This is a genomic window from Neorhizobium populisoli, from assembly GCF_019430945.1.
Taxonomy (GTDB): domain Bacteria; phylum Pseudomonadota; class Alphaproteobacteria; order Rhizobiales; family Rhizobiaceae; genus Neorhizobium; species Neorhizobium populisoli.
Genome location: NZ_JAHYCB010000006.1, coordinates 1 through 14,540 on the forward strand (window position 1 = coordinate 1; position 14,540 = coordinate 14,540).

Below are 14,540 nucleotides of genomic sequence, written 5' to 3' on the forward strand. Positions count from 1 at the left end.
AAGTCGTAGAAGAGCTGCGCCGGAGCTGCCTGACATCCCATCATCGTCCAATCCTCCGCAAATCAATGCGGCGATTGAATCATGACAACGCAGCACCGACAACGCCGAGTTTTTCAACGGAATCGGCGCAAAGCAGACGTCACACCAATACGCCCGTTTCAGAGCCTGCGAGCTTCCAGACGCCGCTTATCGCGCGCAACATATTCGGAGCCCATTTCCGTCAGACGGAATTGTCGTTTCTGAAATTCCCCGCGGATAAGGATGAAGCCTTGCTCTTCGGCGTCGCTCAGAGTTTTCAGACTTGTGCCTTTGGGAGGTGACTGCCATTCTGCGCCGGCAGCACTGTGCAGCAATACCATTATCTTGATAATCTCGTTTCTCCATGGCTGATGCCTATCAGCCGGAACGCATAGCTTTTCACCTGGATCGCTGCAATGGCTGCCATTGGCGCAAAGCTGCTGGCATGCTGCATGTCGTCCTTTTTGCAAGTACAAAGGTCGAAAAGAAGGCCGGCGCGATCTGGCCGACCTTCCCTTCTTCGCTTTACATCGCCGGCAGAATGGCGATGTCGCGCACGTCGTTATCGACGCCGGTGATCATGCCGACTTCAGTTGCAGCGCCGGTTTCCAGGTTGACCGTGTAGAGCATCTTGCCGGCGGCGAGATAGGCCGTGTTCTTGCCGTCCGCCATGCCCTGGATGTCGAAGGCATAGGTTGCCGGTTTGCTCGCGATGCCGAGCTTGCCGATTGCCTTCAGCGTGCCGTCGTTCGGCTTGGTCTGCTGGATCAGCGCGCCGATCGTTGCGTCGATGTTATACATGGCGGTTTTTTCCGGCTTGCCGACCGAATTGGTATAGGCGGCCGAGACGACATTCGGGGTTTCGCCCTTGTGCATGTCGCCATCCTCGAAGGCGAGCGTGCCATCGACCGTTACGGCGCCGGTGTCCGGGTGGACGCGGTGGTTGGTCGTGCCGGTCATGAAGCGAAGGCGGTCAGCCATCGGGTTGAAATCGACGACGACGGGCGCCTGCGTCATGGTCAGCATCTTGTCCATCTTGGCGACGTCGGTGGCAGCACCCGTCTCCAGATTGATCGAGACGATGCGGTGATCCGGTGTAACGCCGATCACGGTCTTGTTGCCGGGGCGGAAGTCGATGCCGACGAGTTTGTCGACGCCGGTGACCTCCATCTTCTTGGAAACGGCGGGTTTTGCCGTGTCGAACATGACGAGCGTCTTGTCGCCGGTCAGCCCGAGAACCGGGGCGGCGGACACTGCGGCGGCCGAAAGGCCGAGTGCGGCGGAGGCGATCAGGGCGGTGCGAATGGTGTTCATGTCTTTCTCCCGTACGTTGATCCGTTCGGAAGCTATCCGGCGCTCGGCTCTCGATGCTTCCAATGATGAAGACACGCCGGCAGATGCGTTTGGATGCAGACCTTAAAAATAATTTCTTCGCGCGCATCCATTCGGCCCCTCTCGCGCGTATAGGCATGGAGGGCAGACCGGTCCTCGCCTTCAACGGGAGGACGATGCGATGCTGATGAGTTCAAGGCCCGACGAGCTGGATGTGGCGCTTACCGCCTGCGCCTCCGGCGACCGGGCCGCCTTGCGCCTCATCTTCGATCGGGAAGCGGGCCGCCTCGTCGCCATTGCCGAACGGATCGTGCGGCGGCGCGAGCTTGCCGAAGAGGTCGTGCAGGAAGCCTTCATCCGCATCTGGACCCATGCCCACCAATATGCCCCGGAGCGCGGATCAGCCCGCGGCTGGATCTATGCGATCGTCCGCAACCGGGCGATCAACATGCTGCGCGACGGCCGCCGCGAGCACACGGTCGAGGAAGTGGAAACGCTTCGGGAGACCGAGCAGGCCGACGAGATCATGGCGGCATGGCACCGGCTGGATCGGGAAAGCCGCCTGCGCGACTGCCTTGGCGCGCTGGACGAGACGAAACGGCATGGCATCCTGATGGCCTATGTGGGCGGCTACAGCCATGGCGAAATTGCCGGGCGGCTGCGCATCCCGCTCGGTACCGCCAAATCCTGGATACGCCGCGGACTTTCCGCGCTTCGGGAGTGCATGGCATGACCTTTGATCGCAACGAGATTGCCGGCATCGCCGACGAACATGTACTGGGCCTGCTGGAGCCTGCGGAAGCGGCGGAAATCGAGGCGGAGATGGAACGCGATGCCGAACTGAAAGCCGCGATTGCCGCGAGCCGGGACCGGTTCCTGCCGCTTGACGCCGGCGTCGAGCCCGCGACCGTGGACGAGACATTGTGGCGCAAGATCGAAGCCGCCCTGCCGGCGCAACAGGCCGCCGCGCTGCTGCCCTCCGCCAACGACAACCTGAAAGACGGCTGGCGGCTGACCGCACTTTCCGCGCTTGCCGCTACGCTGCTGCTGGCGATCGGGCTCGGCTGGAGCCTGATGCGGGTGGTGGAGCCGGTGGTGATCGCCGTGCTGATCAACGATGCGGGTGAGGCGCAGGCAGTGGTCGAGGATTTCGGCAACGAAACCGCTACGGTGCGGCTGCTGCGCGATTTCGACGTGCCGGCGGACAAAACGATCCAGGTCTGGACGTTACCTTCCCGCGAAATGGGGCCAATGTCGCTCGGTCTGGTCGACAAGGTTCGTTCGGTCCGGCTGCATGGTCCGACACTGCCGGCGCCGCGCAGCGAACAGCTTTATGAGATCACGCTGGAACAGCAGGGCGGCTCGCCGACCGGCCGACCGACAGGGCCGATCCTGGCCAAGGGGTTTGCAAAACCGGCGCATTGAAGCTGCGCGATAAGGAATGCCGTCTACGCGGCATTTCCGGTCTGCCTCTCGATTCCGGTTTGCTTCTCGGTGCGGCTGCACTAATTAGGCCGCATTGTCCTGCATTTGCATCGCTCCCATGTTCAGCCGCATCATTTCCCGCCTGCCCTCGCCCCGCATCCTGCTCGACCCGGGCGCATTGCGCGTCCTCATCCGGCGCAGTGAATTCGGTCTGATTCTTGCTGCCGCCGTTGTCGGCATGCTTGCCGGCCTGGCGGTGGCGGCGATGAGCTGGGTGTCGCAGGAACTGCACCGGCTGATCTTCAAGATCGAGGTCGGCGAGCGGCTGAGTTCGGCGCTGGAGCCCGACCGGCTGCTCATCCTGATCGGACCGATCGTCGGCGGCGCTCTGATGGGCCTCGTCCTTCTGATCCTGCGCAAGTGGCGCAAGAAACCGATGGTCGACCCGATTGAGGCGAACGCGCTGCATGGCGGGCGGCTATCGCTGACGGACAGTATCGTCGTCGCAGTGCAGAACCTGATTTCCAACGGGTTCGGCGCCTCTGTCGGCCTTGAGGCCGGTTATACCCAGCTTTCCTCCGGCATAGCTTCGAAGCTCGGTTACCTGCTGCAGCTTCGCCGGTCGGACCTGCGCGTGCTGGTCGGCTGCGGGGCGGCAGGCGCGATCGCGGCCGCCTTTAACGCGCCGCTGACGGGCGCCTTCTACGCTTTCGAGCTGATCATCGGCACCTATACGATCCTCAGCCTCGCACCGGTCGTTGTCTCGGCGCTGGCGGCCACCATCGTCACACGGCTTTTCGTCGGCGATGCGTTCATGATCGATGTCGGGCAGTTCGGTGCGGTCGTGCCGGCGGATTACGTGCCGGCGGTGGTGCTCGGCGTGTTCTGCGCCGGCGGCGGCATTCTCATCATGCAGGGCGTTTCGCGCGTCGAGGAACTGGCGCGCAGAAGTTCGATCTCGCCGATCTTCCGGCCGCTGCTCGGCGGTATCGTCGTCGGCCTGCTGGCGCTGATCGACCAGCAGGTGCTGGCGGCAGGCCATGGCGCGCTGCATGAAAACCTCAATCAGAGCATGACCATTCCGGCGCTTCTGGCGATCCTCGCCTTGAAATCGGTTGCCTCGGCGGTGTCGATCGGCTCCGGTTTTCGTGGCGGCCTGTTCTTCGCCTCGTTGTTCATGGGCGCGCTGCTCGGCAAGCTGTTTGCCTATTGCACGCCCTATATCTTCGCGCATGCGACGCTGACGCCGGTCATCTATGCGGTGGTGGGGATGAGCGCGCTGTCGGTCGCCGTCATCGGCGGGCCACTGACCATGACGTTTCTGGCGCTGGAAATCACCGGCGACTTTCCGATCACCGTGCTGGCGCTGGCGGCGGTCATCACCTCCTCGGTCACCGTGCGCTCCACCTTCGGTTACTCGTTCGCGACCTGGCGTTTCCACCTTCGCGGCGAAAGCATTCGCAGCGCCCACGATATCGGCTGGATACGGAACCTCACCGTCGAGCGGATGATGCGCCCCGATGTGCGCACCGCGTCGATCACCGCAACGCTCGAGGAGTTCCGCAAGGATTTTCCGCTCGGTTCCACCCAGCGCGTCATCCTGCTCGACGAGGGCGAAAAATATGCCGGCATGGTTCTCCTGCCGGACATCTATGCGGCGCCGACCGAAGATGCGGAAAACAAGGAAAAGCCGACGCTCGCCTCCTTCGTCAAATACAAGAACGACGTGCTGCTGCGCTCGATGAATGCCAAGCAGGCGGCGGCGATGTTCGACAAGCTGGAGGCGGAAGCGCTGGCCGTCGTCAACAACCAGATCGAACGCAAGGTCATCGGCCAGCTCAGCGAGAGCCATACGCTGCGGCGCTATTCGGAAGAGCTGGACCGCAAGCGGCGCGAAATTTCCGGCGAGATCTGACCGGCATTTTTCGCATGCCAGCCCCTTCTTTCGGATGATTGCGCCGTCTGCCGGCCAAGCTATGGTGCGCGCTGACGGAGGCGGACATGGCAATCGGCGAAGATCGGTCAGCGGCGGAAAGTTCTTTGAAGGCCGCGGTTGCGAGGCCTGCCGGCGAGCGGGTCGTGCTGACCTGCCGCGATGGCGTGTTGCTGCACGGGCATTTCTGGCCGGCTAAAAACCAGGCCATTGCCAGCGTCATCATCAATCCCGCCACCGGCGTTCTTGCCCGCTATTACCATTATTACGCGGATTTCCTCGCCCGCGACGGTTTCGACGTCCTGACCTACGACTATCGCGGCATCGGTCTTTCGCGGCCGCAAACGTTGAGAGGCTGTGGTTACCGCTGGCGGGAATGGGGCGAGCAGGATTTCGATGCGGCACTGCGATATATAGACGAACTGCGCCCGGCTCAGCCGCTGCAGGTCGTCGGCCATAGTATCGGCGGATATCTGCCGGGGCTTTCCCCACGTGCCGGCCGCATCGACCGGATGCTGACCATGGGGGCGCAATACGCCTATTGGCGGGATTACGCCGACGGTCACCGGGCGCGGCTGTTCTGGAAATGGCATGTGGTAATGCCGGTGCTGACGGCGCTTTACGGATATTTTCCGGGAAGGAGGCTCAGCTGGCTGGAGGACCTGCCGGCCGGCGTCGCCAATGAATGGAGTTTTCGCGGGCCGCGGATGGAGTTGACGCATCCAGCTGATGAGCGGGACGATGTGCTGCGGCGCTTCGCGGCGGTGACGGCGCCGATCCTGGCGGTTGCCGTTTCCGACGACGATATCGGCACGCCGGCGGCGATCCGGCGAACGCTTGCCTATTACCGCAATGCCGAGCGGACCGAGGTACTGCTGACGCCGGCTGTCTATGGCCTCGAAAACATCGGCCATTTCAGCCTGTTCCATTCCCGGCACAAGGCCGGTTTCTGGCAGGATACGCTCCGCTGGCTTAAGGACGGCGTCAATCCCTGGGTTGACAACCAACACGGTTGAGCAAGGTCAATGAGGCGAGCGTCCGTATGGCTCACGATGCCTTTGAAAAACCATGGAGGCATTGATGTACAAGCATATCCTGATCCCGACCGACGGCTCGGCGCTTTCGACCCAGGCGCTCGAAAAGGCGCTGGATTTCGCCCATGAGATCGGCGCTGAAGCCACCATCCTCGCCGTCATGGAGCCGCTGCAGGTATTCACCATGAACCCGTCCGGCATGGAAATCGCCTATGCGGAATACGACCGGCAGAACAACGAGGCCGCCGATGGCATTCTCGCCGACGCCAAGGAGGCGGCAAAGAAGCGTCTCGTGGCAGCCGATACGGTGAAGATCGAGAGCATCGACCCGGCCGGCGCTATCGTCGAGATCGCGGAAAAATATGATTGCGACCTGATCGCCATGGCCTCCCACGGCCGCTCCGGTTTCAAGGCCTTCATGCTCGGCAGCGTGACGATGAAAGTGCTGGCGCATTCCAAGGTGCCGGTGCTGGTATATCGGTGAGTTGGGCTTATGCTCCGGTCTCGACAGGCGGGTGCGCGCCATGGGATCGATGAGCTGGCCGCGATGTCCCTTCTCCCCAGCGGGGAGAAGGTGCCGGCAGGCGGATGAGGGGGCTGCGCGGCAAAACGCCTATTGCTGACTTTGATTATTGAAGCTTCGAGGGCAGAGCCCCCTCATCCGACCCTTCGGGCCACCTTCTCCCCGCTGGGGAGAAGGGAAAAGCGGCGCCGTTGGAGCCTCAACTACCCAATCAGGCTGCCATACCGTACCGAATAAATCCGATCCCGACCCAGAAGATGCGCCACCAGCGTCTCGCGGTTGAACAGACCGTGCATGGCCTGATGGCGCAGGTCCAGGCCACCTGCAAGCACACCGAAGGCCGGCATGACCAGACGGTTGCCATCGCTCGCAAAACAGGCGCGGCGGACGGATTTTTCGCGGCGGCGGACGGTCGCGGATGGATGAAGGTGGCCGGCGATTTCGCCCTTGCCGGAAATCAGGCTCGGCTCGTGACGGAAGACGAGGCCGCCGTAGAGGAGTTCGTCGGTGCAGGTGCCGGGCAGGTCGACCGTGCCATCCGGATCGTGGTTGCCGTTGATCCAGATCCAGTCGCGGCCGCGCGCCATCGCCATGATCATCAGGCGCAGTTCCGTCGACAGATGTTCGGAACCCTTGCGGTCGTGGAAATTATCGCCGAGCGACACAACGACCTTGGGATCGTAGCGGTCGATGATGGCGGAGAGGATGTTGAGCGTCGCGATCGTATCGTAGGGCGGCAGCATCATGCCGCGGCGCGCGAAAGCGGCGCCTTTTTCCAGATGCAGGTCGGAGACGATGAGCATCTGGGTTTCCGGCAGATAGAGGCCTCCCATCGGATCGCAGACGGCGACTGTACCGTGCACGACGATCTCTTCCGCGCCGGTGGCGGCTCCGGTCATCAATGTCGAGCGGGCGGCAAGCCCGAGGCGGTGCATCAATTCAACGTCTTCCAATCGGGCGGAGGACATCAGCTCAATGCCTCCGCTATCAATTCCTCGGCAGCCTCCGCCAGCACCGCGTCATGCGCTTCGCCCGGAACACTTTCCTTGCCGATCTCCAGCATGATGGGAACGGCGAGCGGCGAGACGCGGTCGAGATCGCGGTGGGTGATGTGCCCCCTGATTCGTGCCAGCATATCGCCTAACCGGCTCAAATCCAAAAGACCGGATGCCGCATCTCGCCTCGTCGCCTCCAACAATACGTGGTCCGGTTCGTGGGAACGCAGCACGTCGTAGATCAGATCGGTCGAAACGGTCACCTGCCTTCCGGTTTTCTCCTTGCCCGGGTGGCGGCGCTCGATCAAACCGGAAATCACGGCGCAATTGCGGAAAGTGCGCTTCAGCATGTAACTTTCATCGAGCCAGGCTTCCAGATCGTCGCCCAGCATGTCCTCGTCGAAGAGGTCGGAAAGGCTGAGACGCCCCGCATCGATCATCGCGCCGATATCGTTCAGCCCCCAGACTGCCAGCGAATAATCCGTCGCGACGAAACCGAGCGGTCGGGCGCCGGCGCGTTCCAGACGCCGGGTCAGAAGCATGCCGAGTGTCTGGTGCGCCAACCGACCTTCGAAACAATAGGCGATCATGAAGAAGCGTTTGCCGCGCGGAAAGGTCTCGATCAGCAGTTCGTCCTGTTTGGGCAGCATGGAGCGTTCGAGCTGGATGGCCAGCCAGTCGCGTACCTGATCCGGCAGCGCGGTGCGTCGATCGGGATCGGCCAGCATGGCGCGTACCTGGTCGGCGAGATAGGTGGTCAGCGGAAACTTGCCGCCGGCATAAGCGGGGATCTTTGGGTCGAGCGAATGGGCATTGGAAACGAGGCATTCGTTCTCCCGGATGCCTTCGAAACGCAGAACCTTGCCGGCGAAGAGGAAGGTATCGCCCTGCACGAGCTGTTCGAGAAAGTATTCCTCGACCTTGCCGAGCGACATGCCGCCGCGCCCGATGGTCCCTTTGGCATTGCGCTTCACCAGCCGCACATTGAGCTCTGCAGCCTCGACGATCGTGCCGAGGTTCATGCGGTATTGCTGGGCGATCTGCGGATTGGAGACACGCCAGCGGCCATCCGCCATCTTGCGGATCTTCGCGTAACGCTCGTAAGAGCGCAGCGCATAACCGCCGGTCGCGACGAAATCGACGATGCGCTCGAACATTTCCCAGGAGAGATCGGCATAGGGCGAAGCCGAGGTGATCTCGTCGTAAAGTTCGACCGGATCGAAGGGTTCGGCGCAGGCCATGCCGAGCACATGCTGGGCGAGCACGTCCAAAGCGCCCTCACCGACCGGCGGCGTGTCCTGCGCGCCGAGATAATTGGCATCGAGTGCCGCCTGGCATTCCATCACCTCGAAGCGGTTGGCGGGCACCAGGATCGCCTTCGACGGCTCGTCCATTCGGTGGTTGGAGCGGCCGATGCGCTGGGCGAGACGTGACGCCCCTTTCGGCGCGCCGACATGCACGACGAGATCGACATCGCCCCAGTCGATACCCATGTCGAGCGTCGAGGTAGCGACCACGGCGCGCAGTTTATTGGCCGCCATCGCCGCTTCCACTTTGCGGCGCTGACCGGCGTCGAGCGAACCGTGATGCAGGGCAATCGGCAGATTATCGTCGTTGATCGTCCACAGGGTCTGGAACAACAGCTCCGCCTGGAAGCGGGTGTTGACGAAGATCAGCGTCGTCTGATGGCGCTTGATCTCCTCATAGACCTCGGGGATCGCGTAGGTGGAAACATGGCCAGACCAGGGAATGCGGTCCTCGGTGTTCATGATGGTGATGTTGGGTGCCGCACCGCCCGTGACATGCACGAGGCCGGCGGGTGGGGCCGGTTCCTCGCCCTGGGGTACAAGCCAGCGCTGCAGGTCCATCGGGTCGGAGACGGTGGCGGAAAGACCGATCGTGCGGACATCCGGCGCGTGCCGGCGGATGCGCGCCAGACCCAGCGACAGAAGATGGCCACGTTTGGAGGTTACCAGTGAGTGCAATTCGTCGAGGACCACATATTTCAGGTCCTTGAAGAAACGCTCCGCCTCCTTGTTGGCGAGGAGCAGGGCCACCTGTTCGGGCGTGGTAAGGAGGATGTCCGGCGGGTTTAGTTTCTGGCGCTGGCGTTTTGCCTGCGGCGTATCGCCAGTGCGGTTCTCGATGGTGACGGCAAGCCCCATCTCGGTGACCGGCTTCATCAGGTTGCGTTCGATATCGACGGTCAGCGCCTTCAACGGCGAGATGTAGAGCGTGTGGATGCCGGTAAAGGCCGAGCCCGGCGGAATCTTGCCGCGGCGGGTGAGATCGGTGAGCGACGGCAGGAAGCCGGCCAGCGTTTTGCCGGCGCCGGTCGGGGCGATCAGCAGCATGTTTTCGCCGGCTGTCGATCGCGCGAGAAGCTCCAGCTGGTGAGCGCGCGGAGACCAGCCCTTTTCGCCGAACCATTTCAGGAAAGGACGGGGCAGCAGCGCGGCATCACGGCCGGGAGATTGGGCTTCGACGATATTCACCTCGGTAAGATAAGCGGAGGCAACGGAAAATGAAGACTCGGAGTTTAGGTAAAATCTCCATGATCACGCCCAAGAATGGGTGATTTTTTGTTTGCGATCTCCATATCGATATATGAGATAGGCACACTTATCGATGAGCAGGAACATGGACCGAATGGGCAGGCGGTTTACGGCAATTCCAGCAAAAGTGCTTAGCGGCTTTGCATTCGGAATTGCGTCGAAACAAAACGGAGCATTTCAGGCACGTATCCTGCTGGCGCTGGCGGCGCTGGTCTGGTTTGCCGCAGCACCTGCATCCCAGGCGCAGAACTGCCGGTCTGATCCCGGCCCAAGCATCGACTGGCGCGGCTGCAACAAGAAAACCCTGATGCTGGATGGCAGCGATTTCACGCGCGCCAATCTGACCGGCACCGATTTCAGCTATACGGACCTGCGTCACTCGATCTTTGCCGGCGCCGACCTCACCAAGGGCAAGATGATACGCGCCCTCCTGAACAACGCTTCGGCCGACAATGCCATTTTCGAACGGGTCGAAGGTTATCGGGCCACACTTCAGGACGTGCGGGCCAACGGGGCGTCGTTCAAGTCCGGCGAGCTGCAACGGGCCAATTTCACCGGTGCGCAGCTTAGAGGCGCCAATTTCGAAAAGGCCGATCTCAGCCGTGCGGTATTCGACAAGGCAGTGATAACCGGCGCCAATTTCGTCTACGCCAATCTGTCGCGCGCCTCGCTTTCCAGCGCGGTTTTCGAGGGAAGCCTCGATTTCAAGAATGCCTTCTTCCTGTTCGTGCGGATCGAAGGCGTCGACCTGTCCCAGGCTGAAAACGTGACCCAACAGCAGCTGGATATGGCTTGCGGCGACAATGCCACCAAGCTGCCGGCCGGCCTGACCATGCCGTCACAGTGGCCCTGCCCGGAAGAAGCCAAGGACTGAGCAGCCGATTTTATCGCTGACGGACTGTCTTCTGCCCGCCTGTAGGGCGGCAGGGCGCGATCGATGCCAGTCGGGTTCCCTTCATAAAAGCGCCTAAAACAATCGGCTTGACGCCCCATCATAATCATGGATATATTTTATCCATAATAGGGAGATGGCAATGAAACTTGGAGACGGCGTCGAACAGGCGATCCACAGCGTCAGCATGCTGTCCGGTCTCTCGGATGGCGGCGTGCTGTCTGCCGCAGCCCTCGCCGATTTCCACGGGGTTTCGACAAGTTATCTGCTGAAGCACCTGCAGGCGCTTTCCGGCGCAAAGCTGGTAGAGACGGTGCCGGGGCCGAAGGGCGGTTACCGGCTGGCCAAGAAGCCGGCGGATATCAGCCTGCTCGACATCGTGCTGGCCGTCGAGGGGCCGGCACCGGCCTTCCGTTGCGCCGAAATCCGCCAGCGCGGGCCAAACCCGCTGCCGGGCCGCTATTTCACCAAACCCTGCGGCATCAACGCCGCAATGCTGAAAGCCGAAAAAGCCTATCGCGCCGAACTCGCCAAGGTGACGATCGCCGATATCCTGGCGGACCTGAACGCGACCGACGACGGCGGGATCGCCGCCCGCGGTTGCGCCTTTCTGGACATCAACGAACGCAAAGCGGCCCGCTAGACGTCGCGAAACCAATCTTCACCGCGAATAACCCAAGGAGAACGTCCATGCATCAGCCCCGTTTCAATTTCGCCAAGGCTTCGCAGGAGGCCTACAAGGCCGTCGCCGCCCTGGAGCAATATGTCCAGACCTCGGGCCTCGAGCGCCGCTACATTGACCTAATCAAGCTGCGCGCTTCGATCATCAACGGCTGCGCCTATTGCGTCGACATGCATTCCAAGGAAAGCCGTCATGACGGCCTTTCCGACCAGTGGATCAACCTGATGAGCGTCTGGTGGGAATCGCCGGTGTATGACGACAAGGAACGCGCGCTGCTGACCTGGGTCGATTCCGTGACGAAGATTGCTGAGACGGGCATTCCGGACAGCGCCTATGACGCGCTCAAGGCGCATTTCTCCGAAGAAGAGATGACCAAGATCACCGTGGCGATCGGCGCGATCAATGTGTGGAATCGGCTTGCGGTGGGTTTTCGTGCCCAGCATCCGATCGATAAGCCGGCTCAGGCGGCTTGATTGGACGAGCCCCTCCCCCTTGTGGGGAGAGGACTTCACTCTGGGTAAAAACCCCTCCCGCCTGCCGGCCACCCTCCCCACAAGGGGGAGGGTTAAGAATGACCCTACCGCACCACGATATACCGATCCGACCGGTGGTTCACCGCCAGCAGCAAGTTCAGCACCACAGCGCTGAGCAGCGACCAAGCTACCGTCTCCGGGCTGACGATGAAGAAGGCAGCCATCATGACACAGAGGTCGAAGGCGAGCTGCACCAGTCCGGCCGGGATCTTGAACCGATCCTGCAGATAGATCGCCAGGATACCGATACCACCGAGCGAGGCGCGGTGACGGTATAGGCCCAGCAGGCCGTAACCGATCAGGATGCCGCCGAGCAGGGCTGCCCAGAGCGGATGCAGGTACTGGATCAACAGAAACTGTTGCTCGATTTCGGTGATGACCGACACCATGACGATCGCCGCGAAGGTCTTCACCGAGAAGGCGAGGCCAAGGCGCTTGAACGACAGGTAATAGAACGGCAGGTTGACAACGAAGAACAGCACGCCGAACGGCAGGCCGAACTTATAGTGCAGCAGGAAGGCGACGCCCGCCGTGCCGCTGGTGAGCAGGCCGACCTGGTTCAGGAGATAAAGGCCAAGTGCTGCCGTCATCGCGCCGATGATCATGCCCTGCACATCCTCGACCGGCGTGTGCTGCGACGGATCTGCGCTGTAGAAGCCGAGATTGCGCTTCTGGATCTGCTTTTCTTCAGCCAATTCGGTGCCCTTGCTCTCGCGCTATATTGCGCTGCAATATAATTGCTATCAAGAGCGTTCAAGTACTCCTGAGCCGGCAAATGAAAACGCAAGAAACCTGCAGCTAGCCGGGCTTTTTCGACAGAAACAGAATGCCGTTGATCGGTTTTCCGGCATCCATGCGAATGACGGTATTTCGCGTTTCCAGAAGCTCGAGGCCATAACGGGCAAGCAGGCCACGAATGAAGCTTTCCGAATGGGCGTAGCGCAGGGAATCCCGCAGTACGTAGCCTTCGCCCGCGCCGGCATCCTCGACCGAAAAGGCAAACAAACCAGCCGGCGCCAGCAGATCCTGAACTAGGGGAAACACGGTTTCTAACGAGCCGAGATACATCAGCACATCGGCGGCCGAGACGAGGTAGGCACGGTGTTTCGGCAGGTCGGTCGAGAACAGGCCGGAGGCTTCGGCGGAGAGGCTGAGATCGGACTGGCCGAGATGATCGTAAAGGCCCTTGGCGTCCGCTTTCGCCAGCATGTTGGCAGAGAGGTCGAAACCTTCGAGGCGTTCGGTCCGCTCACGGATTTCCGCGCCGAACAGACCTGTGCCGCAGCCGAGATCAACCGTGTTGCGGAACGGCGCGAAGAGCGCGACCAGATCGGCGAGCTTGCTGGGGACGGAATATTCGAGTTTTTCGACCAGTGCCGTATCGAACCGATCCGCGTAGTCGTCGAACAGGCCTTCGACATAACGGCTCGGCGGCTGGTCGGGGATCGCCTCAGCACCGAGCAGCGCCAGCTTCAGGCGCGCGCCAAAGACATCATCCGGTTCCAGCGCCAAAGCCTGCCGGTAGGCATCGGCTGCCGTATCGAGCGCTGCCTTCTCCCGATATTCGCCAAGCCGGAACCAGCCGGCCGCCCAGCCGGGCGTAATCTCCAGCGCCTGCTCGATCAGTTCGGCGGCGGCGGCAAAATCGCCGCCTTCGGCCAGCATGCGGGCGTAATCGGCGCGGCGGTCGGCGATCACGTCGCCGGAAGAGAACTGGTTGGCTGGCATGGATCTTTTCTCAAAAACTCGCCGGTCTTCGCCGAAGCCACAAAAAAACTCAAGTTCTATCTAAGGGAGCATTGAACGGCTTGCGGCTTCGAGAGTGGCCGACTATCTCTCATTTGCAATTTCGGAGAAGGACAAGAATGGCGGACGGGGTCAACAGGATACTGGGCGATACGCCGGGTCGCACGATCGTCAAGCTTCTGGTCGTGTGCCTGATCGTTGGCTTCGTGCTGGCCTTTTTCGGCTTCACGCCGGACAATATCGTCGGCGAGGTCCGCTATTGGTTCCTCGACCTCTGGTATAACGGCTTCCGGGCGCTCGGAAAGGTCGGCAATTACCTGGTACTCGGCGCGATCATCGTCATTCCGATCTTCATCATCCTGCGCCTGATGAGCTACCGTCGCTAAGATGACCGCCATCCTCCACCCTTCCCGACGGCGCTTCCTCGTGTTGTCGGGCCTCGGCCTGATCGCCGGCTGTTCCACCACCACCGTGCTGACGCCGACACCCGGGGCAGACGACGAGACCGTCCAGGCCCTGCCGATGGTCAACAAGCTCAGGCAATCGAAAGGCCTTTCGGCCTTGACGCTCGACGTGCCGGCCCGCAAGGCCGCCGTCATCCAGGCGATTCGTATGGCCAAGGCCGACGAGATGAAGCACCTGATCGGCCTCGGCGACGATTTCGGCGCGCGCATGAAGCGCAGCGACGTGGCACTGCCGGCCGCCGAAAACATCGCCACCGGCCAGACTTCCGTAGATGCCGCCGTGCAGGCCTGGATCGATTCTCCGAAACATCTTGAAAACATGCTCGGTACCTATCGCGGCCTCGGCGTCGCCATGGCGCGTGCCAGCGACAACCGCCCCTATTGGGCCATGGTGCTTTCCGGCTGAGG

At 61.7% G+C, this 14,540-nt stretch carries 16 protein-coding genes; 10 read left to right on the top strand and 6 right to left on the bottom strand.

What is annotated here, in order from left to right; translation table 11 throughout:
* Positions 1–158: 158 nt before the first annotated feature.
* Together KX729_RS33550 and KX729_RS17350 are read right to left on the bottom strand one after the other, a co-directional pair.
* Positions 159–359 carry a hypothetical protein gene (locus tag KX729_RS33550; protein WP_246617676.1) on the bottom strand — a complete coding sequence of 67 codons (201 nt, stop codon included), beginning with the start codon at positions 357–359 and terminating at the stop codon, positions 159–161.
* 184 nt (positions 360–543) lie between these two features.
* Positions 544–1,332, bottom strand: coding sequence for a DUF4394 domain-containing protein (locus KX729_RS17350; RefSeq protein WP_219743755.1), 789 nt, complete (start codon positions 1,330–1,332; stop codon positions 544–546).
* Positions 1,333–1,537: 205 nt separating this feature from the next.
* On the opposite strand from KX729_RS17350, the gene KX729_RS17355 reads away from it, so the two are divergent.
* The 5 genes from KX729_RS17355 to KX729_RS17375 all read left to right on the top strand — a co-directional run bounded on the left by KX729_RS17355 (position 1,538) and on the right by KX729_RS17375 (position 6,226).
* Positions 1,538–2,083, top strand: a complete 546-nt coding sequence (locus tag KX729_RS17355) for a sigma-70 family RNA polymerase sigma factor (RefSeq protein WP_219744246.1) — start codon at positions 1,538–1,540, stop codon at positions 2,081–2,083.
* A complete protein-coding gene (locus tag KX729_RS17360; protein WP_219743756.1) occupies positions 2,080–2,775 on the top strand; it encodes an anti-sigma factor in 696 nt (231 codons plus the stop codon). Before KX729_RS17355 ends, KX729_RS17360 begins: the two co-directional genes overlap by 4 nt.
* Before the next feature lie 118 nt (positions 2,776–2,893).
* Positions 2,894–4,690, top strand: a complete 1,797-nt coding sequence (locus KX729_RS17365) for a chloride channel protein (RefSeq protein ID WP_219743757.1) — start codon at positions 2,894–2,896, stop codon at positions 4,688–4,690.
* A gap of 86 nt (positions 4,691–4,776) precedes the next feature.
* Positions 4,777–5,724 carry an alpha/beta hydrolase family protein gene (locus tag KX729_RS17370; protein WP_219743758.1) on the top strand — a complete coding sequence of 316 codons (948 nt, stop codon included), beginning with the start codon at positions 4,777–4,779 and terminating at the stop codon, positions 5,722–5,724.
* A 64-nt stretch (positions 5,725–5,788) separates the two neighbouring features.
* A complete protein-coding gene (locus tag KX729_RS17375; protein ID WP_219743759.1) occupies positions 5,789–6,226 on the top strand; it encodes a universal stress protein in 438 nt (145 codons plus the stop codon).
* Positions 6,227–6,468: 242 nt separating this feature from the next.
* On the opposite strand, the gene pdeM is transcribed toward KX729_RS17375, so the two are convergent.
* Together pdeM and KX729_RS17385 are read right to left on the bottom strand one after the other, a co-directional pair.
* Positions 6,469–7,200 carry a ligase-associated DNA damage response endonuclease PdeM gene (gene pdeM / locus KX729_RS17380; protein ID WP_219744247.1) on the bottom strand — a complete coding sequence of 244 codons (732 nt, stop codon included), beginning with the start codon at positions 7,198–7,200 and terminating at the stop codon, positions 6,469–6,471.
* Positions 7,201–7,232: 32 nt separating this feature from the next.
* Positions 7,233–9,755: a ligase-associated DNA damage response DEXH box helicase gene (locus KX729_RS17385; RefSeq protein WP_376775996.1), complete on the bottom strand. Its 2,523-nt coding sequence runs from the start codon at positions 9,753–9,755 to the stop codon at positions 7,233–7,235.
* A gap of 145 nt (positions 9,756–9,900) precedes the next feature.
* Between KX729_RS17385 and KX729_RS17390 the strand changes: the two genes are divergently transcribed.
* The 3 genes from KX729_RS17390 to KX729_RS17400 all read left to right on the top strand — a co-directional run bounded on the left by KX729_RS17390 (position 9,901) and on the right by KX729_RS17400 (position 11,862).
* Entirely contained in the window at positions 9,901–10,689 is a 789-nt protein-coding gene (locus KX729_RS17390) for a pentapeptide repeat-containing protein (RefSeq protein WP_246617678.1), read from the top strand.
* A 160-nt stretch (positions 10,690–10,849) separates the two neighbouring features.
* Complete coding sequence (locus KX729_RS17395; protein WP_219743760.1) at positions 10,850–11,350, top strand: Rrf2 family transcriptional regulator; 501 nt, start codon at positions 10,850–10,852, stop codon at positions 11,348–11,350.
* Between the two features lie 47 nt (positions 11,351–11,397).
* Positions 11,398–11,862, top strand: a complete 465-nt coding sequence (locus KX729_RS17400; RefSeq protein WP_219743761.1) for a carboxymuconolactone decarboxylase family protein — start codon at positions 11,398–11,400, stop codon at positions 11,860–11,862.
* Between the two features lie 104 nt (positions 11,863–11,966).
* On the opposite strand, the gene KX729_RS17405 is transcribed toward KX729_RS17400, so the two are convergent.
* Positions 11,967–12,527, bottom strand: coding sequence for a YitT family protein (locus tag KX729_RS17405; RefSeq protein WP_219744250.1), 561 nt, complete (start codon positions 12,525–12,527; stop codon positions 11,967–11,969).
* A gap of 193 nt (positions 12,528–12,720) precedes the next feature.
* The gene (locus KX729_RS17410; RefSeq protein WP_219743762.1) at positions 12,721–13,650 is read right to left on the bottom strand and encodes a class I SAM-dependent DNA methyltransferase; all 930 of its coding nucleotides are present in this window, start codon (positions 13,648–13,650) and stop codon (positions 12,721–12,723) included.
* A gap of 137 nt (positions 13,651–13,787) precedes the next feature.
* Here KX729_RS17410 and KX729_RS17415 point away from each other — a divergent pair, with 137 nt between their 5' ends.
* Both KX729_RS17415 and KX729_RS17420 read left to right on the top strand, forming a co-directional pair.
* Complete coding sequence (locus KX729_RS17415) at positions 13,788–14,054, top strand: DUF6460 domain-containing protein (RefSeq protein WP_219743763.1); 267 nt, start codon at positions 13,788–13,790, stop codon at positions 14,052–14,054.
* Position 14,055: 1 nt separating this feature from the next.
* Positions 14,056–14,538: a CAP domain-containing protein gene (locus KX729_RS17420; protein ID WP_219743764.1), complete on the top strand. Its 483-nt coding sequence runs from the start codon at positions 14,056–14,058 to the stop codon at positions 14,536–14,538.
* The last annotated feature ends 2 nt before the right edge of the window (positions 14,539–14,540 follow it).

Bases quoted from the DNA above. Each gene is read 5' to 3' on its own strand.
- KX729_RS33550 (WP_246617676.1), bottom strand. From the start codon at position 359: ATGGTATTGCTGCACAGTGCTGCCGGCGCAGAATGGCAGTCACCTCCC.
- KX729_RS17350 (WP_219743755.1), bottom strand. From the start codon at position 1,332: ATGAACACCATTCGCACCGCCCTGATCGCCTCCGCCGCACTCGGCCTT.
- KX729_RS17355 (WP_219744246.1), top strand. From the start codon at position 1,538: ATGAGTTCAAGGCCCGACGAGCTGGATGTGGCGCTTACCGCCTGCGCC.
- KX729_RS17360 (WP_219743756.1), top strand. From the start codon at position 2,080: ATGACCTTTGATCGCAACGAGATTGCCGGCATCGCCGACGAACATGTA.
- KX729_RS17365 (WP_219743757.1), top strand. From the start codon at position 2,894: ATGTTCAGCCGCATCATTTCCCGCCTGCCCTCGCCCCGCATCCTGCTC.
- KX729_RS17370 (WP_219743758.1), top strand. From the start codon at position 4,777: ATGGCAATCGGCGAAGATCGGTCAGCGGCGGAAAGTTCTTTGAAGGCC.
- KX729_RS17375 (WP_219743759.1), top strand. From the start codon at position 5,789: ATGTACAAGCATATCCTGATCCCGACCGACGGCTCGGCGCTTTCGACC.
- pdeM (WP_219744247.1), bottom strand. From the start codon at position 7,200: ATGCACCGCCTCGGGCTTGCCGCCCGCTCGACATTGATGACCGGAGCC.
- KX729_RS17390 (WP_246617678.1), top strand. From the start codon at position 9,901: ATGGACCGAATGGGCAGGCGGTTTACGGCAATTCCAGCAAAAGTGCTT.
- KX729_RS17395 (WP_219743760.1), top strand. From the start codon at position 10,850: ATGAAACTTGGAGACGGCGTCGAACAGGCGATCCACAGCGTCAGCATG.
- KX729_RS17400 (WP_219743761.1), top strand. From the start codon at position 11,398: ATGCATCAGCCCCGTTTCAATTTCGCCAAGGCTTCGCAGGAGGCCTAC.
- KX729_RS17405 (WP_219744250.1), bottom strand. From the start codon at position 12,527: ATGATCATCGGCGCGATGACGGCAGCACTTGGCCTTTATCTCCTGAAC.
- KX729_RS17410 (WP_219743762.1), bottom strand. From the start codon at position 13,650: ATGCCAGCCAACCAGTTCTCTTCCGGCGACGTGATCGCCGACCGCCGC.
- KX729_RS17415 (WP_219743763.1), top strand. From the start codon at position 13,788: ATGGCGGACGGGGTCAACAGGATACTGGGCGATACGCCGGGTCGCACG.
- KX729_RS17420 (WP_219743764.1), top strand. From the start codon at position 14,056: ATGACCGCCATCCTCCACCCTTCCCGACGGCGCTTCCTCGTGTTGTCG.